The 24,898-nt window shown below is 71.1% G+C and carries 22 protein-coding genes; 12 read left to right on the forward strand and 10 right to left on the reverse strand.

The features are described from left to right. Positions 1-61: 61 nt before the first annotated feature. Positions 62-922 carry a universal stress protein gene (locus ABZ808_RS13570; RefSeq protein WP_357005124.1) on the reverse strand — a complete coding sequence of 287 codons (861 nt, stop codon included), beginning with the start codon at positions 920-922 and terminating at the stop codon, positions 62-64. Between the two features lie 158 nt (positions 923-1,080). On the opposite strand from ABZ808_RS13570, the gene ABZ808_RS13575 reads away from it, so the two are divergent. The 7 genes from ABZ808_RS13575 (at position 1,081) to ABZ808_RS13605 (ending at position 7,449) form a co-directional block, all read left to right on the forward strand. Further along, positions 1,081-1,317, forward strand: coding sequence for an HTH domain-containing protein (locus tag ABZ808_RS13575; RefSeq protein ID WP_007457155.1), 237 nt, complete (start codon positions 1,081-1,083; stop codon positions 1,315-1,317). Continuing rightward, positions 1,317-1,895 (forward strand): Clp protease N-terminal domain-containing protein, encoded by a 579-nt coding sequence (locus ABZ808_RS13580; protein ID WP_357006752.1) that lies wholly within the window; start codon positions 1,317-1,319, stop codon positions 1,893-1,895. Before ABZ808_RS13575 ends, ABZ808_RS13580 begins: the two co-directional genes overlap by 1 nt. Before the next feature lie 96 nt (positions 1,896-1,991). Next, the gene (locus tag ABZ808_RS13585) at positions 1,992-2,996 is read left to right on the forward strand and encodes a diacylglycerol kinase family protein (RefSeq protein ID WP_357005127.1); all 1,005 of its coding nucleotides are present in this window, start codon (positions 1,992-1,994) and stop codon (positions 2,994-2,996) included. Then, positions 2,989-3,990 (forward strand): YihY/virulence factor BrkB family protein, encoded by a 1,002-nt coding sequence (locus ABZ808_RS13590; RefSeq protein ID WP_357005130.1) that lies wholly within the window; start codon positions 2,989-2,991, stop codon positions 3,988-3,990. The genes ABZ808_RS13585 and ABZ808_RS13590 overlap by 8 nt, the downstream gene beginning before the upstream one ends. 82 nt (positions 3,991-4,072) lie before the next feature. Continuing rightward, a complete protein-coding gene (locus ABZ808_RS13595) occupies positions 4,073-5,563 on the forward strand; it encodes a phosphatase PAP2 family protein (RefSeq protein WP_357005133.1) in 1,491 nt (496 codons plus the stop codon). Positions 5,564-5,571: 8 nt separating this feature from the next. Then, positions 5,572-6,387: an endonuclease/exonuclease/phosphatase family protein gene (locus ABZ808_RS13600; RefSeq protein ID WP_357005136.1), complete on the forward strand. Its 816-nt coding sequence runs from the start codon at positions 5,572-5,574 to the stop codon at positions 6,385-6,387. Between the two features lie 54 nt (positions 6,388-6,441). Further along, a complete protein-coding gene (locus ABZ808_RS13605; protein ID WP_357005139.1) occupies positions 6,442-7,449 on the forward strand; it encodes a hypothetical protein in 1,008 nt (335 codons plus the stop codon). Positions 7,450-7,581: 132 nt separating this feature from the next. Here the strand turns inward: ABZ808_RS13605 and ABZ808_RS13610 are convergent, their stop codons facing one another. Both ABZ808_RS13610 and ABZ808_RS13615 read right to left on the reverse strand, forming a co-directional pair. Then, a complete protein-coding gene (locus ABZ808_RS13610) occupies positions 7,582-8,412 on the reverse strand; it encodes an alpha/beta hydrolase (protein WP_357005142.1) in 831 nt (276 codons plus the stop codon). Then, positions 8,409-9,371, reverse strand: coding sequence for a TIGR03557 family F420-dependent LLM class oxidoreductase (locus ABZ808_RS13615; protein ID WP_357005145.1), 963 nt, complete (start codon positions 9,369-9,371; stop codon positions 8,409-8,411). The genes ABZ808_RS13610 and ABZ808_RS13615 overlap by 4 nt, the downstream gene beginning before the upstream one ends. A gap of 378 nt (positions 9,372-9,749) precedes the next feature. Between ABZ808_RS13615 and ABZ808_RS13620 the strand changes: the two genes are divergently transcribed. Beyond that, positions 9,750-11,168 carry a cellulase family glycosylhydrolase gene (locus ABZ808_RS13620; RefSeq protein WP_357005147.1) on the forward strand — a complete coding sequence of 473 codons (1,419 nt, stop codon included), beginning with the start codon at positions 9,750-9,752 and terminating at the stop codon, positions 11,166-11,168. A 54-nt stretch (positions 11,169-11,222) separates the two neighbouring features. Here ABZ808_RS13620 and ABZ808_RS13625 read toward each other — a convergent pair whose 3' ends face one another. The 5 genes from ABZ808_RS13625 to ABZ808_RS13645 all read right to left on the reverse strand — a co-directional run bounded on the left by ABZ808_RS13625 (position 11,223) and on the right by ABZ808_RS13645 (position 17,421). Beyond that, positions 11,223-11,543 carry a multidrug efflux SMR transporter gene (locus ABZ808_RS13625; protein ID WP_357005150.1) on the reverse strand — a complete coding sequence of 107 codons (321 nt, stop codon included), beginning with the start codon at positions 11,541-11,543 and terminating at the stop codon, positions 11,223-11,225. 540 nt (positions 11,544-12,083) lie between these two features. Continuing rightward, positions 12,084-14,219, reverse strand: a complete 2,136-nt coding sequence (locus ABZ808_RS13630; protein ID WP_357005153.1) for an alpha-galactosidase — start codon at positions 14,217-14,219, stop codon at positions 12,084-12,086. After that, positions 14,216-15,118: a carbohydrate ABC transporter permease gene (locus ABZ808_RS13635; protein ID WP_357005156.1), complete on the reverse strand. Its 903-nt coding sequence runs from the start codon at positions 15,116-15,118 to the stop codon at positions 14,216-14,218. The genes ABZ808_RS13630 and ABZ808_RS13635 overlap by 4 nt, the downstream gene beginning before the upstream one ends. After that, positions 15,115-16,071: a sugar ABC transporter permease gene (locus tag ABZ808_RS13640; RefSeq protein ID WP_357005159.1), complete on the reverse strand. Its 957-nt coding sequence runs from the start codon at positions 16,069-16,071 to the stop codon at positions 15,115-15,117. The genes ABZ808_RS13635 and ABZ808_RS13640 overlap by 4 nt, the downstream gene beginning before the upstream one ends. Before the next feature lie 21 nt (positions 16,072-16,092). Further along, entirely contained in the window at positions 16,093-17,421 is a 1,329-nt protein-coding gene (locus ABZ808_RS13645) for an ABC transporter substrate-binding protein (RefSeq protein WP_357005161.1), read from the reverse strand. Between the two features lie 279 nt (positions 17,422-17,700). Here ABZ808_RS13645 and ABZ808_RS13650 point away from each other — a divergent pair, with 279 nt between their 5' ends. From ABZ808_RS13650 to ABZ808_RS13660, 3 genes are all read left to right on the forward strand, one after another. Beyond that, positions 17,701-19,692: a beta-galactosidase gene (locus ABZ808_RS13650; protein WP_357005163.1), complete on the forward strand. Its 1,992-nt coding sequence runs from the start codon at positions 17,701-17,703 to the stop codon at positions 19,690-19,692. Between the two features lie 28 nt (positions 19,693-19,720). After that, a complete protein-coding gene (locus ABZ808_RS13655; protein WP_357005166.1) occupies positions 19,721-20,497 on the forward strand; it encodes a DeoR/GlpR family DNA-binding transcription regulator in 777 nt (258 codons plus the stop codon). A gap of 115 nt (positions 20,498-20,612) precedes the next feature. Next, positions 20,613-21,602 carry a sporulation protein gene (locus ABZ808_RS13660; RefSeq protein ID WP_357005168.1) on the forward strand — a complete coding sequence of 330 codons (990 nt, stop codon included), beginning with the start codon at positions 20,613-20,615 and terminating at the stop codon, positions 21,600-21,602. Between the two features lie 63 nt (positions 21,603-21,665). Here ABZ808_RS13660 and ABZ808_RS13665 read toward each other — a convergent pair whose 3' ends face one another. Further along, positions 21,666-21,947: a hypothetical protein gene (locus ABZ808_RS13665; protein ID WP_357006754.1), complete on the reverse strand. Its 282-nt coding sequence runs from the start codon at positions 21,945-21,947 to the stop codon at positions 21,666-21,668. 270 nt (positions 21,948-22,217) lie between these two features. Further along, positions 22,218-24,260, reverse strand: coding sequence for a glycerophosphodiester phosphodiesterase family protein (locus tag ABZ808_RS13670; RefSeq protein WP_357005170.1), 2,043 nt, complete (start codon positions 24,258-24,260; stop codon positions 22,218-22,220). 195 nt (positions 24,261-24,455) lie between these two features. On the opposite strand from ABZ808_RS13670, the gene ABZ808_RS13675 reads away from it, so the two are divergent. After that, the gene (locus tag ABZ808_RS13675; RefSeq protein WP_357005172.1) at positions 24,456-24,875 is read left to right on the forward strand and encodes a hypothetical protein; all 420 of its coding nucleotides are present in this window, start codon (positions 24,456-24,458) and stop codon (positions 24,873-24,875) included. Positions 24,876-24,898 lie beyond the last annotated feature (23 nt).

Here is a 24,898-nt window from a genome sequence, read left to right on the forward strand (position 1 = left end):
TGCCTCTCGCGGGTAGGGGTGGCGTCCGGCCTTCAGCCTCGTCGTCGTCGATGCCCCGGGGTCAGGGCCGTTGGTCCCGGGCCGGGTGGGCGTCGGGCCCCTTGAGCGGCATGTCGGCCAGGCCGCGGACGACGACCACGGGGGCGGGGGAGTGGTAGAGCAGGGACTGGGCGACGGCGCCCAGCATGGCCCGGCCGGGTTCGTCGCCCCGGGCGGCGACCAGGGCCACCTGCGCCGACCGGGACGTGTCGATCAGAACCTGGCCGGGGTCACCGCGGACGGCGCGACACTCGGTGGGCACCCGGGCGTGGCGGCCGGCGTGGCGGTCCATGGCGTCTCTGAGCTGCTCGGCGACCGCGTCGGTGTCCTCGTCGCTCTCCACCACCCGCAGCGCCAGCAGGCGGGCATCGCGCCGGGACGCGCACTCCAGCGCCCACCGCAGGGCGAGGTGGGAGCTGGGCGAGCCGTCCACGCCGACCAGCACCGGCCCTTCCGGCGGGGGCTCGCGGCGGACCACCAGCAGCGGGCAGCCGGCCCGCGCGGCCAACTGCACGGCGGACGTCTCGGCCGGGATGTTCTGGCCGCTGCCGGCCATCCCGCTGTCGCCGACCGCCAGCAGGAAGGCCGTCTCGGAGCGGCGGATGAGGGTGGGCAGCAGGGCGCTCTCGACGATCTCGGCGCGCACGGTCAGGCCCGGCTCGACCTGATGGGCGAGCTGGGCGGCCTGGGTGATGAGCTTTTCGGCCTGCTGTCGGGGAGTGGCGACGGTGTTCGCCGAGAAGGCCGCGTGCCAGTCGAAGATGTGCAGCAGGTGCAGTGGCCGGCCGTGCCCGGCGGCCTCCTGTGCGGCCTGCTCGACGACCGGGAGGTCGTGGTCCGAGCCGAGGCCGACGAGCACCTCCGCGTCGGCGGATGCCGCCATCCGATATCACCTCCCGGGCGTCGCGCCCGGCACGACCATCGGTGTCCTTCACCGAGGGTAGTCGGGCGGTCGCGGTGGCGGGCCCGGATCGCCGTCGTTGCCGAGCGCGTCGTCAACCAAGGTTGACAGAGGTGGTGTTGTCAACGTATGTTGACGATATGAGTCAGGCGACAGAACTCGCGGCAGCGGCCGGCAGCACCGACCCACGGGTCGGGCTCCGCGCCGTCCGCGCGCTGCGCCGGCTGCTCGAGCGGCTTGAGGTGGTCCAGGTGGACAACGCCCGTCGACAGGGCTGGTCCTGGCAGGAGATCGCCGACGCGCTCGAGGTCAGCCGGCAGGCGGTGCACAAGAAGCACGCCGGACGACCGGCGGTCAACTCATCCTGGGAGGCGTGATGTTCGAACGATTCACCGACCGGGCGCGGAGCGTGGTGCGGCGGGCACTGGAGGAGGCGCGGGACGAGGGCCAACGACCGGTCGGCACCGAGCACCTGCTGCTCGCCCTGCTCGCCGACGACGCCGGTCTCGCCAGCCGGGTGCTCGCCGACGCGGGGGTGCGCGCCGACGACCTCCGCGATCGGATCCGGCGGCACACCGCCACCGGTGGCGCCGGCCTCGCCGACGCGGACGCCGCCGCCCTGCGGGAGATCGGCATCGACCTGGCCGCGATCGTCGCCCGGATCGAGCAGTCCTTCGGCCCGGACGCGCTGCGCGAGGCCGTGCCGGCGCCACGCCGCCGCTGGGGGCGCAAGCGGTACCTCGGCGGGCCGTTCTCGCCCCGATCCAAGAAGGCGCTGGAGCTGTCGCTGCGCGAGGCGCTGCGGCTGCGCCACCGACACATCGGCACCGAGCACATCCTGCTCGGGGTGCTCCGGGAGGGCCATGGGCTGGGTGCCCTGGTGCTCACCGAGTCCGGCGTGGACCTCGACGACCTGCGCCGACGCGTGGAGACCGCGCTGCGGGCGGCGGCCTGACCGGGCTCCGCCGGCGTTTGAAACCTGTCTGTGGCACTCCCGACGCCACCGCGTCGCCGGGTCGCTGACACCGCCCCGGTGCTGCACACTGACGCCGTGGATGCTGGACAGGACAGGCGCCCCTCAGGCGGCGACGGCGGGCTGCGCTCGGCCGTGGTCGTCAACCCGGTGAAGGTCGACGATCTCGACGAGCTGCGCCGCACCGTCAACGACGCCCTGGCCGCCGCCGGCTGGCCCGAGCCCCAGTGGTTCGAGACGACCGTCGACGACCCGGGCCGGGGCCAGACCGAGCAGGCCGTCAAGGCCGGCGTCGACCTCGTCTTCGCCTGCGGCGGCGACGGCACCGTGATGTCCTGCGTCAGCGGGCTGGTCGGCACGGACGTGGCCCTCGCCGTGTTGCCGCAGGGCACCGGCAACCTCCTCGCCGCCAACCTCGGCCTCTCCACCGACCTCGCCGCCGGGCTCGAGGTCGCCATCGAGCGGGGTCGGCGGCTGCTCGACGTCGGCGCGGTCGAGGACAGCTACTTCACCGTGATGGCCGGCATGGGCTTCGACGCCCAGATGCTCGCCGCCACCTCCGAGACCACCAAGGCCCGCATCGGCTGGCCCGCGTACGTGATGGGCGCCGCCCGGCACCTGCGGGACCGGCCGATGCGGGTGCAGATCCGCATCGACGACCGGCCCCCGGTGCGCCGCCGTGCCCGGTCGGTCCTGATCGCCAACGTGGGCCGCCTACAGGGCGGCGTACATCTGCTCACCGAGGCCGAGCCGGACGACGGCTGGCTCGACGTCGCCGTCCTCACCCCGCGCAACCTGCGGCACTGGCTCGCGCTCGGCTGGGCGGTGATCCGCCGCAGCGGCCAGGTGCCGCGGATGGAGGTGTTCCGCGCCCGGCGGGTGGTGGTCACCAGTAATCGGGACCAGCCCCGGGAGCTGGACGGCGACCTCATCTCGCCGGGCCGGCAGCTGCGGGCCGAGGTCCGACCCCAGGCCCTGTGGCTCTGCGTTCCGCAACCCGAGGACACCCCCGACCTGGCCGTCGACGCACAAGGCGCCGGGGAGCGGGGCGAGCAGCTGATCGAAGAGGCACGCCGTGAGTAGCACGCGGATCGTGCCGGAGACCCGGCTGATGGCCGACGCGGAACTGTCCGCCGACGACGCCTGGCACACGCTGCGCCGCGAGGGCGGGTGGCACCTGCTGCGCGACGCCTTCATCCGGTTCCGCTACGGCGACGGGTTCAGCCATGCGCGGGCCTTCGCGTTGCAGCTCTGCCTCGCCGTGGTGCCGTTCCTGATCGCCCTCACCGGCCTGATCAGCGAGCTGGGCATCGAGGAGGGCGGCCGGGTGGTGGCCGACACGGTGCTGGCGGTCACCCCCGGTCAGAGCGAGCAGATGGTCGCCGAACTGCTCGGCGAGGGCGAACGCGTCGAGGACGCCGGCGAGTTGGCCCTCACCCTCGGTCTGCTCACCGGGCTGGTCACGCTGACCACCACGATGGCCCAGATCGAACGCGGCGCCAACCGCATCTACGGCGTGGAACGGGATCGCCCCGCGCTGCGCAAGTACGTCCGCGCCGCCATCCTGGCCGTCGCCGCCGGCCTGCCCGCGCTGGCCGGCTTCCTGATCCTGGTCGGCGGCGGCGCGATGGGCGACTCGGTGCGGGCGCACTACGAGTGGGGTGCGGTCGCCAACGTCGTCTGGAACGTGGTCCGCTTCCCGCTGAGCCTCGGACTGACCGTGCTCGCCGTGGCCGTGCTGTTCCGGCATGCGCCGCGCCGCCGGCAGCCCGGCCTCTCCTGGCTGTTCTTCGGCGCCGGCATCGCCACCGCCCTCTGGTGGCTGGCCAGTCTGCTGCTCGCCGCGTACGTGCGGTTCAGTGGCGACTTCGGGCAGACCTACGGTGCGCTGACCGGCATGATGGCGCTGCTGCTCTGGGCCAACCTGACCGGAATGGCGCTCTTCGGCGGGCTGTCCTTCGCCGCCCAACTGGAGGCGCTGCGCATCGGCGTGCAGGAGCCCGCCCAACCCGACCTGTGGGAGCCCGAGGCGGACCGCGCCGAACTCCTCGACACCGGCGACATGACCGCCCTCTAGCCCGCGCCCGATCCGGTGCCACGTGTACGCCCGGCGCGGATCGGGTAAAGCGCCTCGCCAGGGACGACAAGGGAGGTGCGGGGTGACCGCGGTCAAAGAGGTGGCGCGGCGTCCGATCGGTCATTTCGCCGAACGGAGCATCGCTGGCCTGGTGGCGGTCACCGGCGCCGGGGTGGCCTTCGGGCTGCTGCTGTTGCTCGTCCGGGTGCGCTGGAGCCCGTTGCAGGACGCCGACCATGCCGTCGCCGAGTGGTTCAACTCGCTGGTGGCCCCGCACCACCCGCTGGTCACCGTGCTCCAGGCGGTGACCGACCTGGGCGGTCGACCGATCCTCATCTGGCTCGTCACCATCGCCGTGGTCGGGCTGCTGATCCGGCGACAGCCCCGGCTGGCCGTCTATCTGATCATCACCGGCGTCGGTGGCCTGATCCTCGACCCGTCGCTCAAGGCGCTTGTCGGCCGGCTCCGCCCCGTGGTGGACGTGCCGATCGCCAGCGCCCCCGGCAACAGCTTCCCGAGCGGGCACGCGCTCGGCTCGTTCGTCGCGTACGGCGCGCTGCTGCTGGTGTTCCTGCCGGCGATGGCGCCCCGCTGGCGCAAGCCGGCGATCGTCGGCGTCGGCGTGCTGGTGGCGCTGATCGGGCTGACCCGGATCGCGCTGGGCGTGCACTTCGTCTCCGACGTGCTGGCCGGCTGGCTGCTCGGCGCCGCCTGGCTCGGCGTGACCGCGTACGCCTTCCGGCTGTGGCGCCGCGAGCGTGGCCGGCCGGTGCCGCCGCTGACCGAGGGGCTGGAGCCGGAGGCCGGGCGCGACATCGCCCCCGCCCCGGCCGAGGAGCACGTGCTGGCCCACCCCCGCTCGGCGGTGGCCGAGCTGCTGGTCGGCTGGGTGCTGGTGTTCGGCGCGCTCTACGCCTTCGGCATGTACGTCAGCTACCACGCCAAGGGCACCTTCTTCGACACCCTCGACACCGAGGTGCCGCGCTGGTTCGCCGACCACCACACCGAGATGCTGACCGAGGTGAGCTGGTGGTGGAGCAAGTTCGGTGACACCCACGCGATCCTGCTCATCTCGCTGGTGTTCTGTCCGCTGGTGCTGGCGGTGTGGCGGCGCTGGCGTCCCGTGCTGTTCGTGGCGCTGGCGATGATCGGCGAGCTGACCCTCTTCCTCGCCTCGGCCCGCGCGGTCGACCGGCCGCGCCCGGCCGTGGAGAACCTGGACGGGCCGATGCCCACGTCGTCGTTCCCGTCCGGCCACATCGCGGCGACGATCTGCGTGTGGCTGGCGATCACCGTCATCGTGTTTCCGCGTACCGACCGCTGGTGGCGTTGGATTTTCGTGGCGCTGGCCGTGATCATGCCGGTGGGAGTGGCCACCTCCCGGATGTACCGGGGCATGCACCACCCGACCGACTTCATGGGCGCGATCCTGCTCTCCGCGCTCTGGATCGGGCTGCTCTACCTCGTCATCCGCCCGAACGCCGACCTCAAGGAAGGCAACCAGCCGGCCGTCGAGTCGGAGGACGTCGACACCCTCGACGACGAGCTGGCCCGAGCCGGCAAATCCGACTGAGCGTCGCCGTGCTGCGCTTGATGACCTGGAACATCCGCACCGGCGGTCGGGATCGTGGTGACCCCGGCCGGCTGGATCGGGTGATCGAGGTCGTCGACGAGCAGGCGCCGGACGTGCTGGCGCTCCAGGAGTTGCGCGGCTTCGACCGGGGTGGGCTCATGGCCCAGGTCGCCGATCGGCTGGGCATGACACCCCACCTGGCCCGCTCCTTTATCGGTCAGCCCGTGGCGGTGCTGGTCCGGCCACCGCTGCGGGTCGTCACCGCGACACCGCTGCGCCGGCCGTTCCACCACGCCGCCGTCCGCGTCGTGATGTCCACCTCGGCCGGCCCGCTGACCGTGCTGGGCACCCACCTCTACCCGTACTCCGGGGGACGCCGACGGATGGAGGTCGACTGGCTGGTGGCGGCGGCACGACGCGCACCGGGGCCGCTGACGCTGGTCACCGGTGACCTCAACTCGCTCGACCCGGGCGTCGACCACACCGCCCGCCTGGCCGGGATGCCCGACCTCTACCGGCGGCGGCACCTGCGGCGAAGCGGCGGCGCCGTGGACACCCGCGCCATCGCCCGGTTGCTGGCCGCCGGGCTGGTCGACCTCTGGCCCGCCTCCGCCAACGGAGCACCGGAGGCCGACGGTCTGACCGTGCCCACCCGGTTCGGCGGGGTCGAGTTCGCCGGGATGCGACTGGATTACCTGTTCGGCACCCCGGCGCTGGCCGGGCGGGTCCGGAGCTGCCGGGTGATCCGGGGCGGTACGGCCGACACCGCCTCCGACCACTATCCGCTGCTGACCGAGCTGGCATTGGACCCGGCACCTCACTGATCGGCGGCGCGACCCGGATGTCCGCTGTGGCATCGACCGGTTACCGTGCCCACCGTGATCGACCGCCACGACGATCCGTCATTCGGCCACAGGAGAGACTCCTATGTGACCGGCCCGGCCGCACGCCCGCCCGATCCTGTCGGGGCGGAGCCGGCCGCCGTCGCGCTCCCGCTCGTCGCGGCCGTCGCGCGCGGTGTGGCGCTGGTCGTGGTGCTTCCGGTACGCCTGCTCTGGGAGCTGATCGCGGCCTCCGGCCGGCTGCTGCAACGCCACGTTCTCGACCCGACCGGTCGGTTCCTGCACCGCTGGCTGCTGGTGCCGCTGGTCTGGGCGGGGCGCACCCTGGTCTGGCTGCCGCTGGTCTGGGCGGGGCGCACCCTGGTCTGGCTGCCGCTGGTCTGGCTGGGGCGGGGCCTCGCGTGGAGTGCCCGCGTGCTGGTCTGGGTGCCGCTCGTCGCGCTCGGCGGCCTGCTGGTGGCGGTGGCGTTTGCGGCAGCGCGGGGGGTGCGCTGGCTGGTGTGGGAGCCGCTGGTGTGGCTGGGGCGCGTGGTGATCCGCCCGCCGTTGGTCTGGTTGGGCAGCGCGGTGCGCTGGTTCGTCGACCGGGGCGTGGTCCGGCCGCTGCGGTGGCTGGGCGCGGTGCTCGCGCCCCTGGGCCGGCAGCTGTGGCAGGGGCTCGGAATGCTCGCCGGTGCGGTGGTCGCCGCGCTGGTCTGGCTGGGCCGGTGGTGTTGGTGGGCCATACGGGGCGTCGGTCTGCTGATCGTCGCCGCAGTGCTCGGTGCCTGGCGGACAGCCGGATGGCTGCTACGGCAGCTCTACCGGCTGCTGCTGCGTCCGCTCGGGCGCGCGCTGCGCTGGGTGTGGCGGCACACAGTCGTCCCGCTGCTGCGAGGTGTGCGGTGGGTCTGGTCGGTGACTGTCATTCCGGTGGCGCGTGGCGTGCGGGCGCTCTGGCGGGCCACTGTGACACCGGCGGCCCGGTGGATGCGCCGGTCGGTCCTCGACCCGGCCCGGCTTGCCACCCGTGAGGTGTTCAGCGCCCTGGGCCTGCGCCGCTGACCAACCGCTTAGAGCACCACGTTGAGCAGCACGGTGAGCACCACCGAGGCGAGGATCGAGAAGAGGATCATCAGCAGGCAGCCGAGGCCGCCGCCGAGCGGACGGATCTCCGTGTTGCCGAAGCGCATGGGTTCACCTTTTCGTCAGAGTGCGGGTGAGGAGGTGGCGGATCGCGTCGGCGACCGCCGTCGGGGCGGTGGTGGCCACGTTGTGTGCGGCGCCGGGGACGACCACCAGGTCACCGTCCACCAGCCGGGCCGCCTGATCCCGCCAGCCTGCCGGCGCCACCGGGTCCCGACCGCCGGCGAGGACCATGGTCGGCGCGGTGATCCGGACCAGATCGGCCTCGATGGCGTTGCGGGCCGAGTGCGACAGCGTCGCGAGGACCCGCCAGGGCCGCGCGTTCCAGACGTCCCGCACCAGCAGCGGCGTCTGCAACGGCGCCTCGCGCAGGGTGTCCACCAGCCACCGGCCGAACAACGATCGGCGGGACCGGGCGGCCGGGTCGCTGGTCGGCCCGGCCAACACCAGCGCACGTACGGCCTCCGGGTGGCTGGCTGCGAGCGCGGCGGCCACCTCTGCGCCGAACGAGTGCCCGAGCAGGCAGACCGGCGGCAGCCGGTACGCGGCCAGCCAGGCGGCCAGGTGCTCGGCGTGCCGGCGCACGTCGTACGCGCCCCGGGGGTGCTCGGTCAGGCCGAAGCCGGGCAGGTCCGGCACGTACACCGGATGGGTGGCGGCGAGCGCGACGGCCAGCGGGGTGAGGTAGCGGTGCGAGACCGCCAGGCCGTGCACCAGGACGACGGGAGGCGCGTCGGTGCCCGGGTCCCCGCCGAGGCGGGTGTGTGTCCGTAATCCGTTGACGAGCCGCCACTCGCTGGTCAGGCCGGCGGTCGGCCGGGGTGCGGCAAGCGCCAGCCGGAGTTCCGCCCGGCCGAACCGACAGGTGGGGGTCGTCCTCACAGCGCTCGCAGGCGAGGCAGCAACTGGTCCTGCGCCCAGTCCAGGAACATCGGCTGGGTCTCGCCGCCGACCTGGATGATCGCCACGTGGGTGAAGCCGGCGTCGACGAACTTGCGGAACGCCTCGACGTGCGCGTCGACGTCCGGGCCGCAGGAAACGCCCTCGGCGACGTCCTCCTCCCGGACGAACTGGGTGGCGGCGGCGAAGGATTCCGGCCCCGGCAGGTCGGCGTTGACCTTCCAGCCCAGCCCGAACCAGCGGAACTGGTCGTGCACGATCTTGCGGCACTCCGCCTCGTCCGGGCCGTAGCAGATCGCCACCTGCCCGTAGCGGGGCTGGCCCGCGCCTCCGGCGTCGTCGTACATCTCGATGAGGTGCCGGTCGGGCTCGGTGGAGACCATGCCGTTGCCGTACTCGGCGGCCAGGGTGGCGGACTGCCGACCGGAGGCGGCGATGGCCATCGGCACGGGCCGCTCCGGGCGGTCCCAGACGTAGGCGTCGGGCACGTCGAAATGGTTGCCGGAGAAGGTCAGCGTCTCGCCGTTGAGCAGCGGCAGGATGATCTGCAACGCCTCCTCGAACATCTCGTGCCGCTGTTGCACGTGCGGCCAGCCGCCGACGACGTGCTCGTTGAGGTTCTCCCCAGCACCCAGGCCGAGGGTGAACCGGCCGTCGGAGAGCGCCCCGATGGTGCTGGCCTTCTGCGCGACCACGGCCGGGTGGTAGCGGCGGATCGGGCAGGTCACGAACGACATCAGCTCCGCGCGGGAGGTGGCGTGGGCGACCGCGCCGAGCACCGACCAGGCGTACGGGGAGTGGCCCTGGGCGTCCAGCCACGGGTAGTAGTGGTCGGAGATCACCAGTTGGTCGAAGCCGGCGGCCTCGGCCCGTACCGCATGGTCGATTAGTTGCTTCGGACCGGCCTGCTCGCACATCAGGGTGTAGCCGACGCTGACCATCCTGGTATCTCCTTCCCAACGCCTGGATCGTCCGGGGATACCCAGGTCAGCAAGGCTCAACCCTCCCGTCCGGTTCGCGCGGGTAATGCTTGACGGATGGCGGAGACCTGCCTAGCGTTCTCTTAACCGGTTAAGACATCCGGCCTGGCGCACATCCTGTGGTGGGGATGACCGCCCCGTGACGGCCCGCGCCCGCGTGGGCCGTCACGGCTGTCCGCCCTCCCGGCCGGCCCACTGAACCGGTTGCGGCGATCGATCCATCGCCCTACGCTGATGCGAGCGTCGACGCGAGCCGGGCGGCGGCTGCCGGGCTGCAGCTGCCATCCCCTGTCACGTCCCACCCCTGCTGGGCATCGGGGGTCCTCCCTGAGGAAGGCCATGAAAACTCGATTCTCCGCCGCCGGTGCGGCCCTGCTCGCGCTGCTCGTCGCCGTGCTGGCGTTCGGCCAGCCGGCGCACGCCGCGGCCGGTTTCTCCGTCGCGGGCGGCAAGTTGTACGACGCCAACGGCACCGAATTCATCATGCGCGGGGTCAACCACGCGCACACCTGGTATCCACAGCAGACCCGAGCGTTCGCCGACGTCAAGGCGCTCGGCGCGAACACCGTGCGGGTGGTGCTCTCCAGCGGTGACCGGTGGACCCGCAACACCAACGCCGATGTCGCGAACGTCATCTCGCTGTGCAAGGCCAACCGTCTGATCTGCGTGCTGGAGGTGCACGACACCACCGGGTACGGCGAGCAGAGCGGGGCGATCACCCTCGACCGCGCCGTCGACTACTGGCTCAGCCTCGCCGACGTCCTCACCGGCCAGGAGAAGTACGTCATCGTCAACATCGGCAACGAGCCGTATGGCAACCAGAACTACGCGTCCTGGGCCACCGACAACGCCAACGCGATCAAGCGGCTGCGCGCCGCCGGGCTGACCCACACCATCATGGTGGACGCGCCGAACTGGGGGCAGGACTGGTCGTTCACCATGCGCGACAACGCCGCGTCGGTCTTCGCCGCCGACCCGGCCCGCAACACGGTCTTCTCCATCCACATGTACGGCGTCTTCGACACCGCCGCGGAGATCACCGACTACCTGGGCCGTTTCCGCGCTGCCGGGCTGCCGATCGTGGTCGGTGAGTTCGGCTTCAACCACTCCGACGGCGACCCCGACGAGGACACCATCCTCGCCTACAGCCAGGCCAACGGGATCGGCTGGCTGGGCTGGTCGTGGAGCGGTAACGGCGGCGGCGTGGAATATCTCGACATGGCCACCGCCTTCAACCCGGCCAGCCTGACCAGTTGGGGCCAGCGGCTCTTCAACGGCGCCAACGGCATCCGGCAGACCTCCCGGCAGGCGAGCATCTTCGACAGCATCCCCCCGACCACTCCGCCGCCGACCACGCCTCCGCCCACCACCCCGCCTCCGACGACTCCGCCGCCCACGACTCCGCCGCCCACGACTCCGCCGCCCACGACGCCCCCGCCCACCACGCCGCCGCCGGCCGGTGGCTGCACGGCGACCTACACGGTCACCAACCAGTGGCAGGGCGGCTTCCAGGGTGAGGTACGCGTGACCGCCGGCGCGACGGCGATCACGGGCTGGACCACCCGGTGGACGTTCGCCAACGGGCAGAGCGTCTCCCAGTCCTGGAACACGACGCTGACGAGCAGCGGAGCCACGGTGACCGCGCGCAACGTGGACTACAACGGCCGGCTCGCCGCCGGTGCCAGCACCAGCTTCGGCTTCATCGGCGGCTGGACCGGCACCAACGCCACACCGCAGGTGACCTGCACCGCGAACTGACCGACGGCAGTGGCCGGGCCCAGCGACAGGCCCGGCCACCCCGCCGGCTCCCGGTCAGTGCTCTCCGGCCAGGTTCACGATGACCACCCCCGCGATGATCAGCCCGATGCCGGCGAGCTTGGCCAACCCGACCGGCTCGTCCAGGAACACCGCCCCGATCGCCACGATGGTGGCGGTGCCCAGACCCGACCACAGGGCGTAGGCAACGCCGACCGGTATCTCCTTGACGGCCTGGGCCAGCAGGAGAAACGCCAGCAGGTAGCCAACGACGCAGGCCAGCGTCGGCCAGAGCCGACTGAACCCCGCGGTGGACTTGAGCAGGCTGGTCGCCACCACCTCGGCGGCGATGGCGATCCCCAGCAGCACGTACGCCATGCGGCCCTCAGTCCTGATGCTCGGCGGAAAGTCCTCGATGGTCAGGCTAGCGTCGTAGCCGTCCCGGGTCCGTCGTCCCGTGCCGCCCCGCACCCGCTCCGCGCCGCCCCTTGCCGCGCCGCCCCGCCCCGCCCCGTGCCGTGCCGCGATATCCGCCCACGTGCGGTGTGGCTCGGGCGCCGGTGTGCCGCCCGCGCTCACCGGGGCATATGCCACGCGGCCCCTTTGGAGCTGATGTCGTAAACGATTCAGATCCGCGCCGGGCACCTTGACGACGCACAGTTACGCAAGGAGTTCGGGGACAAGGTGTTCCATTTCGGCGGCCTGGACGTGCGACCCTACTGCCCGTTGATCCGGAGAGACGCGTCGGTGATTCGTTTACGACATCAACTCCAAAGGCAGTCTCGGGCACACTCCCCGGGTACCGAGTGAAGCTGCCCATCCGGCCCGGGTGAACTCGCCCTGGGCCCATGGGACACCACCGCGCGTCCCGCAGGCACGGGACCACGCATCGGCGCCGCCGCGACGATCAGCACTGAATCAGTCGACGGCGGTGACCTCCAGCACGAGGCTCTGCTCCGGGTGCAGCGCGGGCAGTTGCACACCCACCCGGGCCAGTGCGGCCCCGCTGAGCGTCACACCCGCGCCCAGCCAGGCCGGCGCGCGGCGGTCGCTGGTCGCCGGGGCCGGCACGTCCGGCACCGGCCGCACCAGGTAGCGCCGGCCCGGGTCCAGGCCGGGCAGTCGTACCGCGCCCGGGGTCTGCGCCACCGAGGTGGTCAGCCGGGCCACCGCGTACACCGCCCGGGTTGTGTCGTGATCGACCACGCCGTGCGCCCAGACGGCCGGGTCCGGGTGGTCGACCCGGACCACCCGGCCGGCGTGCAGCAGCGGACGCAGCCGCTTGTGCAGCGCCACCCAGGCGGCCAGCTCGGTCTGCTCGGCACTGCTGATCGACGCGATGTCCCACTCGATGCCGTGGTGGCCGAAGAGCGCGGTGGCGGCCCGGAACCCGAGGTCGTGCACCCGCTTGGTGGTGTGTGAGCGTGCCGGGCCGATGTGCGTGCCGACCAGCTCAGGTGGCAGCAACAACCCGGTCCAGCGCTGGATGCTGAGCCGTTCCAGGGCGTCGTTGCAGTCGCTGGCCCAGACCCGGTCGGTGTGGGCCAGGATGGCCAGGTCCACCCGGGCGCCCCCGGACGAACAGCTCTCGATCTCCACGCGGGGGTGGCGGCGGCGCAGCTCGTCCAGGAGCCGGTAGACCGCCACGGTCTGCCCGTGCACCCCGGGGCGGCCATCGCGCCCGGCCTCGGTGAGATCCCGGTTGTGATCCCACTTGAGGTAACCGATGCCGGGATGCGCGGTGAGCAGCGCGTCGAGGCGTTCCAGCAGATAGTCGTACGCCTCCGGGCGGCCCAGGTCGAGCACCTGCTGGTTGCGCCAGGCCGGCGGCAGCCGCCCCGGCACGGCCAGCAGCCAGTCGGCGTGCGCGCGGAACAGGTCCGAGTCCGGGTTGACCATCTCCGGTTCGACCCAGAGGCCGAACTCCAGACCCCGGCCGGTCACGTGGTCGATCAGCGGTTGCAGGCCGTCCGGCCAGACGCCCTCGTCGACGTACCAGTCGCCGAGGCCGGCGGTGTCGTCGCGCCGACCCCGGAACCAGCCGTCGTCGAGCACGAACCGTTCCACCCCGATCTGCGCGGCCCGGTCGGCGAGCGCGGCCAACCGGGCCAGGTCGTGGTCGAAGTAGACGGCCTCCCAGACGTTCAGGGTGACCGGGCGGGGGGAGCGGGGGTGCCCGGGTCGGGCCCGCAGGTGGGTGTGCAGCACGTCGCTGAGGCCATCCAGCCCGGCGGCGGACCACACCGCGTAGAGCAGGGGAGTGTCGTACGAGTCGCCGGGGCCGAGCCGGATCTCGCCTGGAGCCAGCAACTCGCCGCCGCCGAGGGTCGACTCGCCGGTGGGCTGGCGCTCGGCGAAGGTGACGTGGTCACCGCTCCACGCGGTGTGCACCGCCCAGACCTCGCCGTGGCCGAAACCGAACCCGGCGGTGCCGGCCACCAACAGCAGGGTGGCGTCGTGCCCGGTGCGTCCGTGCCGGCCCTCGCGGACCCAGGCGCCGTGCTGCCACGGGTGCCGCTGCGGGGACCGTTCCCGGCACCACCGGCCGGTCAGGTCGAGCAGTTCGGTGGCGACCGCCGGCACCGGCAGCACCGGCGCCAGCTCCCGCAACTCGTACGTGCCGTCGCCGTCGTTGCGCAGCCGGTGGCGGATGGTCAGCAGGCCATGCGGGTCCAGTGCGATCTCGATGGTCAGGGACAGAGCGGCGGCCGGGTCCGACGCCCGCACGCTCACCCGCGCCGCATCGGGCCCACTGTCCTGCACGTCCAACCCGTCGAGGCGGAACGCGGTGGACCAGTCCCGTCCGTCGCGGTGCCCGGCCAGCCCTGGCCGGCCGCTCCAGCCGGCGCTCGGCTCCGGCAGCAGCGACAGCACGGTGGGCTCGTCGAAGCTGCTCGGCACCACCGGCGGTACGGTCGCGTCCACGAGTTGCCGCAGGCCGTCGTCGTCGAGGTCGCCGACGTCGCCGCCCCAGTGCACGATCCGGGGCAGCCCCGGGCCGCGCGCGTCGAGCACCAGGCTGGCCCGCGCGCGGCGCAGGTGCAGGATCGTCATCCTTTGGAAGCTCCCAGGGTCAGGCCCCGGACGAAGTGTCGCTGGAGCATAAAGAAGATCACCAGGGTGGGGATCGCGACGAGCACGCTGCCCGCCGAGACCAGGTTGTTGTCGGTGAAGAACTGGCCCCGCAGGTTGTTCAGCGAGCTGGTGACCGGGAACTTGTCACCGGTACGCATCAGCACGGTGGCCCAGAAGAACTCGTTGTAGATCCAGGTCACCTCCAGCGTCGCCAGCGCGGCCAGGGCCGGTCGGCACAGCGGCATGGTGACCTGCCAGTACTGCCGCCAGACGCTCGCTCCGTCGACCATCGCCGCCTCGTACAGGTCGCGGGGCAGCGCCTTCATGTAGTTGCTGAGTACGAAGACGCAGAACCCACACTGGAAGGCCACATTGATCAGGATCAGCCCCCAGTAGCTGTCGTAGAGCAGCTCCGAGTCGCTCATGAACTCCGGCAGCGGCACCTCGGTGAACAGCCGGAACAGCGGGATGAGCAGCGCCTGCTGGGGCAGCAGGTTGGCGGCGGTGAACACCCCGAGCAGGACGAGGTTGAGCTTCCAACTGAACCGGGCGATGACGAACGCCACGCAGGAGGCGAGGAAGAGGGTCAGCAACACCGCCGGCACGGTGATGTACACCGAGTTGAGGAAGTGCTGGCCGAACTCCGCCGTCCGCCACGCGGTGACGTAGTTGTCGAAGGTCCAGCCGCCGAACGAGACGTAGCCGTTGGTGGCGGTGTACTCGTAGGAACGCAGCGACGTCAGCACCGCCCAGGCGATCGGGAAGAGCCAGATCAGCGCGACGACGATGAGGAAGCCGTGCAGCAGCATCCGCAGCGGGGTCATCCTGGGGCGGCGGGCCGGGGCGTCGGTACGCCGGGTCACGGTCGTGGTGCTCATTCCCGGTTCTCCCTCATCACGGTCGCCAGGTAGATGGTGATGAAGACCAGCGAGACGACCAGCATGATGGTGGCCAGCGCGGAGCCGAAGCCGATCCGGCTCGCCTCACCCACCACGTTCTGGGTGACCAGCGCGGAGATCAGCTCCAACCCGTTGCGTCCCTTGTTGACCACCCAGACCAGGTCGAACGCGCGCAGCGACTCGATCACCGTCACCACCAGCACGATGACGTTGATCGGCCGCAGCACCGGGAACACCACCCGGAAGAAGGTGCGGCTCTCCGATGCGCCGTCGACCGCGGCGGCCTCCCGCAGCGACGGGTCGACGCCCTTCAGGCCGGCCAGGTACAGCAGCATGATGTAGCCGACGTGCCGCCATCCGGAGGCGACCATGACGGCCCAGATGTTGACGTTCGAGTCGCCGTACCAGTCGATGCTGCTGCCGAAGACCGCGTTGATCAGCCCCTGGTCGCGGGAGTAGATGAGCTGCCAGACGAAGCCGATCAGCGCCAGCGAGAGCACCACCGGCAGGTAGAGCGCGGTCTGGTAGAACCGGCTGCCCCGAAGTTCCTTGTCGAGCAGGACGGCCAGGAACATGCCGAACGGGGTGGCCACCAGGAACAGCACTGCCAGCCAGAGCAGGTTGTTCTGGACCGCCGGCACGAACGGCGGGTAGTTGTTCACCACGTCGCTGTAGTTACGCGCGCCGACGAACTCGATTTCGTTGAGGGGGCCGATGCCGTCCCAGTTGGTGCCGGAGAGCACCACGGTGGCCGCCGCGGGCAGCCAGATCAACCCGGTGACGAGCAGCAGCGGGACGAGCACCATCAGCGTGATGACCACGCGGTCGGTGCGGGACAGGAGCCGTAGCCGCCGGCGACGACCACCCGTGGAGGTGGTCGCGGCCGGCGGCGGCACGGCGCGATCCGCTTGGATCAGGGGCAGGTCGGACATGGTGTCCTTCCCCTTCCGCCGTCAGTCAGTGAAGATCGACTTCTTCTGGTTCTCGATGGACGACGTGAGCCCGCCAATGTCCTTGGGGTCCTTGATGAACTGCTGGAGCGCCGGAATGATCACCGTGGAGGCGAAGTCCGGCCGGGTGTCCCGGTCGAGGAACTGGGCGATCTCGGTGGCCGACCCGACCAGCTCGGCGGCCTTCTTCTGCAGCGCGGTATAGCCGCTGACGTCCGCGCCGGTGTTGGCGACAAGCGTGGCCGGGTCGTTCTTGACGGTGATGTCAGCGGGGTCCTTGCTGCCGAGGTACTCCAGCAGCTTGCGGGCGTTGTCCTCGTTCTTGGGCTTGCGGGCCATCATGTAGCCGTCGATCGGCGCGTCCAGCGCCTTGGCGCCGATCGACGGGTCGATCTCCGGGAAGGTGAAGAAGTCGAGGTCGTCCTGCTCCTCGTTGCTGAACTGCTGACCGACGAAGAGACCGAGCAGGTACATGCCGCTCTTCTTCTGCTGCAACGACTGCGCGGCCTCCTGCCAGGTGCGGCCGAGGCTGTCCGGCTGGTGCAGGGGGAGCAGGCCGGCCCAGGTGTCGAAGACCTTCTTGACCTTGTCGGAGGTCCAGGCCTCCTTGCCGGCCATCAGGTCGATGTGGAACTGGTAGCCGTTGATGCGCAGGTTGAGGATGTCGAACGTGCCCATCGCCGGCCAGCCGTCCTTGTCGGCGAAGGCGATCGGGGTCAGTCCGTCCTTCTTCATCTGCGCACCGAGGTCGGTGAACTCGGTGATGGTCTTCGGTTGCTGGTAGCCGTACTGCTGCCAGACCGACTTGCGGTAGAAGACCGCCCATGGGTAGTACGTCGCCGGGACGAAGTACTGCTTGCCGTCGTCCCCGGTGGACGCCTTCTTGAAGGCGTCGGAGTAGCCGGAGAGCTTGCCCCACACGTCGCTGATGTCGCCGGCCAGGCCCTTGGACGCGAAGAAGCGCATCCGGTAGCCGGCGAACCAGGTGAACACGTCGTCCGGCTTGCCCTGCAGGTAGTTGTTGATGTTCTCCTGGAACGTGTTGTGGTCGACCGTGTTGACCGCGACCTGGACGCCGGACGAGGTCTTGAACCCCTCGGCGACCTTGGCGACGACGTCCTTGGGCTTCGGGTCGGACTGGTTCGAGCCGAGCGACACGTCCTTGGTGGACCCGCCGGAGCCGGAGTCGTCGCCGCAGCCGGCGAGGAGGCCGGTGCCGAGCAGCGCGCCGGTACCGGCCGCGCCGGCCAGCAGCGAGCGTCGGTTGATGCCGGCAACGGAGGGCGGTACGAGCCGAGCGAGGTACTCGGCTTGGGATCGGGGACGGGACATCTGTGCCTCCTGCTGATGAAGAGGTGCTTCGCCCAAGGGCCGTCAGGTGGTGAGCGGTCCGGCCTCGTGAATACACATCGGGATCCACCGAGAATCCACATTGACGAACACGATCGGCCAGTGGGGCATCAAGCTACCTCTCCGTCGGGCGCTGTCAAGAGGGCTGTTCGCCTCCGATAACCGAGTTGTGACATGGCCGTTACGTGGTAAACGTTGGAAAGAAGATCGATGTTGGAACATGTTGACTTACCCGGGCCGCCAGGTGCACCCTCAGCTGTCATGCGGCGATGGCAGGGTGACGGCATCTATTTCGGCGGCGACTACAACCCCGAGCAGTGGCCCGAGCAGACGTGGTCGGAGGACGTCGAGCTGATGCGGCGGGCCGGGGTCAACCTGGTCTCCGTCGGCATCTTCTCCTGGGCACTGCTGGAGCCCACCCCGGGCCGGTTCGAGTTCGGCTGGCTCGACCGGGTGCTGGGCCTCCTGCACGACGGCGGCATCCAGGTCGACCTGGCCACCGCCACCGCCAGCCCGCCGCCCTGGTTGGCCCGCGCCCACCCGGAGACACTGCCCCGCCGTGCCGACGGCACTATCCTCTGGCCGGGCGGACGACAGGCGTACTGCCCCAGCTCCCCGGTGTTCCGCCAGCGGTCACTGGAGTTGGTGCGGGCCGTCGCCGACCGGTACGCGGAGCATCCCGCCGTGGTGATGTGGCACGTCTCCAACGAGTTGGGCTGTCACAACGTGCACTGCTACTGCGACGTCAGCGCCGAGGCGTTCCGCGGCTGGCTGCGCGAGCGCTACGGCGACCTGGGCCGGCTCAACGACGCGTGGGGCACCGCGTTCTGGAGCCAGCGGTACGGCGACTGGGCCGAGGTCAACCCGCCGCGCACCGCCCCCACGTTCGCCAACCCCACCCAGCAGCTCGACTTCCTGCGCTTCTCCTCCGACGAGCAGCGGTCCCAACTGCGCGCCGAACGCGCCCTGCTCAAGACCCTGGTCCGGCAGCCGGTGACCACCAACTTCATGATCGGCACCGGGGTGAAGCACATGGACTACCACTCCTGGGCCGACGACGTGGACCTGGTCGCCAACGACCACTACCTGACCGCCGCCGACCCGCAGGCGCACCTCGGGCTGGCGCTCGCGGCGGACCACACCCGCGGCGTCGCGGGCGGCGACCCGTGGCTGCTGATGGAGCACTCCACCAGCGCGGTCAACTGGCAGCCCCGCAACGTGGCCAAGCTGCCCGGGCAACTGCGCCGCAACAGCCTCGCGAACGTCGCCCGGGGCGCCGACGGGGTTCTCTTCTTCCAGTGGCGCGCCTCCCGGGCCGGCGCCGAGAAGTTCCACTCCGCGCTGGTGCCGCACGCCGGCCCCGAGACCAAGGTGTTCCGCGAGGTCTGCCAGCTCGGCGCGGACCTCAAGGCCCTGGCCGAGGTACGCGGCAGCCGAGTGGACGCCGACGTGGCGATCCTGTTCGACTGGGAGGCATGGTGGGGCGTCGAGTTGGATTCGCACCCCAGCGTCGATGTCACCTACGCCGACCGGCTCAACGCCCTCCACGGCGCGCTGTGGCGGGCCGGCGTGACCGCCGACATCGTCCACCCGTCGACGGATCTCAGCGCCTATCGCCTCGTCCTGGTGCCCACTCTGTACCTGGTGCGGGACGCCGACGCCGACGCGCTGCGCCGTTTCGTCGAGGCCGGTGGCACCGCCGCCGTCACCTACTTCAGCGGCATCGTCGACGAGAACGACCACATCCGGCTGGGCGGCTACCCGGGGGCCTTCCGGGAGCTGCTGGGCGTACGGACCGAGGAGTTCTTCCCGCTGCGCGAGGGCGAGCAGGTCCGCCTCGACGACGGCAGCGCGGCCGACGTGTGGACCGAGTGGCTGCACGCCGACGGCGCTGAGGTGCTGGCGTCGTACACCGATGGGCCCTTGCCGGGCGTGCCGGCGCTGACCCGGCACCGGGTCGGCGAGGGCGCGGCCTGGTACGTCGGCACCCGGCTGGACGAGCCTGCCACCGACCGGCTGGTCGCCCGGCTGCTCGACGAGGCCGGCGTCCGCCCGGCGGCGCCGGCCCCGACCGGCGTGGAGGTGGTACGACGGCGCGACGGCGAGCGGACCTGGCTGTTCGTCATCAACCACACCGGGGCGGAGATCCGGCTCCCGGTGGCCGGCGTCGAGCTGCTGACCGGTGCCCGGTGTGCCGGTGCGCTGGCCGTGCCGGCCGGTGAGGTGGCGGTCGTCCGTGAGGACCGGTCCTGATCCCCGCGGCGCGAAGGAGGTTCCCCAGATGCTCGCCCAGCAGCGGCAGACCGCCATCCTCGATCTGATCCGCCAGCGCGGCGGTGTGCGGGTGAGCCAACTGGTCAGCCGGTTCGGCGTGTCCGACATGACGATCCGCCGGGACTTGGAGGTGCTGGCCGAGCGTGGCCTGGTGGACAAGGTGCACGGCGGCGCGACGCTCGCCGGGCCCGGTTCGGCCGAGGAGCCTGGCTTCGCCGCGAAGTCGATCCGCCAGCAGGCCGAGAAGCGGGCCATCGCCGACCGGGCGGCGAGGATGGTGGAGCCGGGGATGGCCATCGCGCTGTCCGCCGGCACCACCACCGCCGCGTTGGCCACGCTGCTCTCCGACGTACGGGGGCTGACCGTGGTGACCAACTCGATCCCGGTGGCCGACGCGCTCTACCAGAACCCGCGCGCCGACCAGACGGTCGTGTTGACCGGCGGCATCCGCACCCCGTCGGACGCGTTGACCGGGCCGGTGGCCGAGGCGGCGATCAGCGCGCTCAACGTCGACCTGCTCTTCCTCGGTGTGCACGGGCTCAGCCCCCGCACCGGCTTCACCACGCCGAACCTGCTGGAGGCCGGCGTCAACCGCTGCCTCATCGGGGCGGCCCGCCGGCTCGTGGTGCTGGCCGACCACACCAAGTGGGAGACCATCGGCATCGCCACCATCGCCCCGCTGGAGGCCGCCGACGTGCTGATCACCGACGTCGGGCTGTCGCCCGAGGCACGCACCACGATCGGCGAACAGGTCGGCGAGTTGGTCGTCGTCGAGCCCGCCTGAGACGAGGCGGGTCGGGCGCGCTTCACAGCCACCTCACAGCGCATCTCGATAGGGTGCGGGTTGAGTCAACGTCCGGCTCCAATCTGGAGCGGTCGCCCGTCGCACAGGAGTTCCGATGGTCTTCAAGAAGATGTTGAGCGCGTTCGGCGTCGGCGGTCCGAGTGTGGACACCGTGCTGACCAACCCCAACACCCGGCCCGGCCTGACCCTCGACGGGCAGGTCAACCTCATCGGCGGCGACGCCTCGGCGGCCATCGAGCAGGTGGTGATCGGCCTGGTGACCCGGGTCGAGGTCGAGGGACACGACGCGGAGTACACGGGCACGATGGAGTTCCACCGCATGGTCGTCAGCGGCCCGCTCCAGCTCGCGCCCAAGCAGCAGCTCTCCATCCCGTTCCAGCTGCCGGTGCCGTGGGAGACCCCGATCACCGACGTGTACGGCCAGCGCCTGCACGGCATGACGATGGGCCTGCGCACCGAGCTGGCCATCGCCCGCGCGGTCGACAAGAGCGACCTGGACCAGGTGGCGGTGCACCCGCTGCCGGTGCACGAGCGCATCCTGGAGGCGTTCCAGCGGCTCGGCTTCCACTTCAAGAAGGCCGACCTGGAGCGCGGTCACATCCGGGGCGTCCAGCAGACGCTGCCGTTCTACCAGGAGATCGAGTTCTTCGCCGCACCGCAGTACTCCAGCACGATCAAGGAGGTCGAGCTGACCTTCGTGACCAGTCAGCACGGCGTCGAGGTGATTCTGGAGTGCGACAAGCGGGGCGGCTTCCTCAGCGCCGGGCACGACGCGTTCGGCCGTTACCAGGTGTCACACGCCGACGCCGACGGGGTCGACTGGGCGCAGGTCGTCGACGGCTGGCTGCGTGAGACCACCTCCCGCTACGGCAGCCTCCGCTCGCAGGGTTACGGGCACCAGGGCTACGGAGCGGGCAAGAGCCACGGCCACGGCCACGGCCGAGGGATGGGTGTGGGCGGCATGGTGGCCGGTGCGGCGCTCGGCGTCGCCGGCGGCATGATCGCCGGCGAGATGATCGGCGACGCCTTCGAGGGCGACGCCGGTGAGGACTTCGGCGGGGACTTCGGCGGTTTCGAAGAGTAGGCGTCGACGTACGACAGTGGCCTCCGGGAGATTCTCCCGGAGGCCACTGTTCACCTACGACGCTCAGCGCCTGCTGCGCTCCCGGCCGGACCGACGCGCGGAACCAGCCTTCGACAGACCACGGCTGACCAGGTAACCACCCGTCAGGATGGTCAGGAACCACCATGCCTGGTTCGGGTTGTTGATGTTCAACCCGTTGGCGGTGGTGCCCTTCCAGAATGCCGAGATCACCACGAGCGCGACCGCGGCAGCGTAGATCCAGAATTCCGTCGTCAGGAACGCCTGTTTGGTCTCCGTACCCGGCGACGGCATCTGTTCCCGGTGCCCGTCGTGCATCGCCGGCATCTGCTGGGTCGGCGTGTTCCGCATCGACGCGGGGTTCTGCGGGTCGTTCATCGGCCGGTTCATGGGCCTGGTGGAAGCAGCCTGCGTGCTCATCTGGTCCTCCTCAGGATGCGATGAGTCGTACCTGCATTCCCTCGCCCCGCTACCGCGTTTCGGCCACGGCACGGTTCGCGTTCACGGCGGGGACACCCCCCGACTACCCGAGGCCCGGGAGCAGGTAACACCGACCGCCGGCCGGAAATCTCCGGCCGGCGGTCGGGTGGCAGCGCGTCAGCGCAGGCCGTTGCGCACCGCGACGCTCACCAACAGGTCCGGGTCGTCGGTGATGATGCCGTCCACGCCGAGGTCGATAACCCGCTGCATGACCTTCGCGTCATCGACGGTGTACGGGATCACCTTCAGGTCGTACCGCGTCTGGAGGGTGCGTACGTCCGGTCCGTGGAAGTACGCCGGGTTCTCCCGCAGGTACCAGTCGGCCGAGGCCACCGTGCCCTGCGACGGGTCGTGCACCTGCCAGTTCGCCGACACCGTGCCGGCACCCGCGGCGCGGGTCAGCTTGCCCAGGTCCCGGTACTTCCACCAGTCCAGCCCGCCGGTCCATGGGCTCTTCACCGACGGGTTCCCGTACACCGCCTCAAGCGAGCACTCGTCGGCGAGGGTGGCGCACTCGGCCGGGCCGTACTGCCACACCAGGCCAACGGTGCCGATGCGGCGGTCGAGCTGCCGGGCGTACGTGATGGTGCGCCAGTCGAACGACTGGATGGTGGCCCGGTCGGTGAAGCCGGCGCGCTGGATGGCGTCGACCAGCTTGCGGGTGAAGCTGCGGTACGGCTCGGTGTCGTTCACCACCGGGCTGATCTTCGTTTCGATGTTCATTCCGATGTCCGTGCGGCCACTCGCCTTCACCAGGGCGAAGACCTCGTCCAGGGTGGGGATCCGGGCACCCGGCGCGGGCACCTGCGTGGGCAGCTCGGGCAGCGTCTTCGTGCCGCAGTCGACGGTCTTGAGCTGCGCCAGGGTCAGCTCGTGCACCGGCTTGCCCACGTACGGGAACATCCGGTCGCCGGGGCGCACCGGAGCGGTGTCGACGCAGTGCGAGCCGTTGACGGTGCGGTCGTGCAGCACCACGAGCTTCCCGTCGGCGGTCACGCCGGTGTCCAGCTCCAGCGTGGAGATGGCCCGGTTGGCCAGCGCGTGGGAGAAGGCCGGCAGGGTGTTCTCCGGCCGGGTGGCCCGACCGCCGCGGTGCGCCTGGATGTCGAACGGCGCCGCGTACGCCATCGGCAGCCGGTAGCCGCGCTGCGCCAGCAGCCCGCGCAGCCGATCCGGGTAGTCGGTGATGATGCCGTCCACGCCGTCGTCGATGAGCTTGGCCATGGTGGGGAGGTCGTCGACAGTCCACGGGATCACCTTGATGCCGTAGCGGTGTGCCTCGGCGACCATCTTCTTCGTGACGTACGGCTGGTAGCCGGGGTCGGTGACCGTGCCGTTCTGTGGGGAGCCGTGCACCGGTGAGAAGGCGCTGGCGCCGAAGCTGCGGATCGCCCGGATCGGGTCGCCGCCGAAGTCGTCGATGTCCAGCCCGCCGAGCCACGGCGAGGCGCCCGGCTGCCCGGTCTGGAGGAAGTCGTAGTTGGTCAGGGCGACCAGCGGCAGCTTCGGCTCCACCTGGCGCATCCGCATCAGCGCGCCCCAGTCGAAACTCTGGATGGTGACCTGCTTGAGCAGGCCGGCCGCGCGGATCTCGGACGCGGTGACCCGGACGAACTGCTCGCGGGGCGCGGTCTCGCTCGGCGCGCCGGCCTCCACCTTGGTCTCGACGTTGAGCTTCACGTCCTTCGCCTGGTACCGGTTGACCAGCGCGAAGACCTCCCGCAGCAGCGGCATCCGGGCACCGGGCACGGCGAGCTGACCGGGCTTGTCGGGCAGCGTCTTCGAACCACAGTCCAGTGAGCGCACCTGGGCCACGGTGAGTGTGTTGACGTACTTCCCGACGTACGGGAACTCCGGGTCGCCGGCGGTCACCGGGGCGGTGTCGACGCACTTGGCGCCACTGATCTTCCGGTCGTGGGTGACCACGGCCTGGCCGTCCTCGGTGATCTGCACGTCCAGTTCCAGGGTGGTCACCCCGAGCTGGAGGGCGTTGCCGAAGGAGGCGAGGGTGTTCTCCACCCGCAGCCCGAGGCCGCCGCGGTGGGCCTGCACGTCGAATGTCCGGTCCGGGCGCGGCTTCGCCTGGGCGGGCACCGCGAGCCCGGTCGTCACCGTCGCGGCCACCAGGGCCGCGATGGCGGTACGGCGTACTCTGCGCACGCTGTCATCCCCTCCCACCGGCGGGCGTCTCCCACCGGTTGCCGGCCAGCATGGACATCTCCGGCGGCAGGCAGGCGGCCAGCGGGCTGCGTGCCGGTGAACCGGGGTGGACGACCTCCGGGCCGGCCGCGGCGGGTTTGCCTAGCCGGTGGCCGGGCACGCAGTCAGTTCCACAGCTTCTGCGAGGTGATGGACGTGCGTGAGGACGACATGAGGCAGGAAGCGGCCCGCCAGGCCGAGGACCGGATCGCCGGCGGCGTGTACGGCAAGGGTGCCGTCGAGGAGGTCACGTTGCCCGCCACCGACATCGAGCGGGTGATCCAGGACGTGGACCCGTACGACCCGGCGCACCAGCCGGTCGACCCGACGGTGTTGCGCGACGGTGGCCCCACCCGGGGCCAGGGCGCGGTCACCACCACGGGCGGCACGGCCGGCCCAGCGAGCGTACGGCGGGTTGCCCGGCAGCCGGAGCGGCACCGGGGCAAGGTGGCCCCGACGACGACCGGCGACGCCACCACCGGCGGCCTGAGCACCCCGATGGGCGGCGGCACCAGCGACCAGTCCACGTCCGCGACCGGGCCGGGCAAGTCCATCAGGGACCGGTCCGGCGACTGACGCGTCAACCCACTCCGCCGCCC

Origin of the sequence: Micromonospora sp. NPDC047527, from assembly GCF_040643015.1 — a bacterium.
Lineage (GTDB): Bacteria > Actinomycetota > Actinomycetes > Mycobacteriales > Micromonosporaceae > Micromonospora.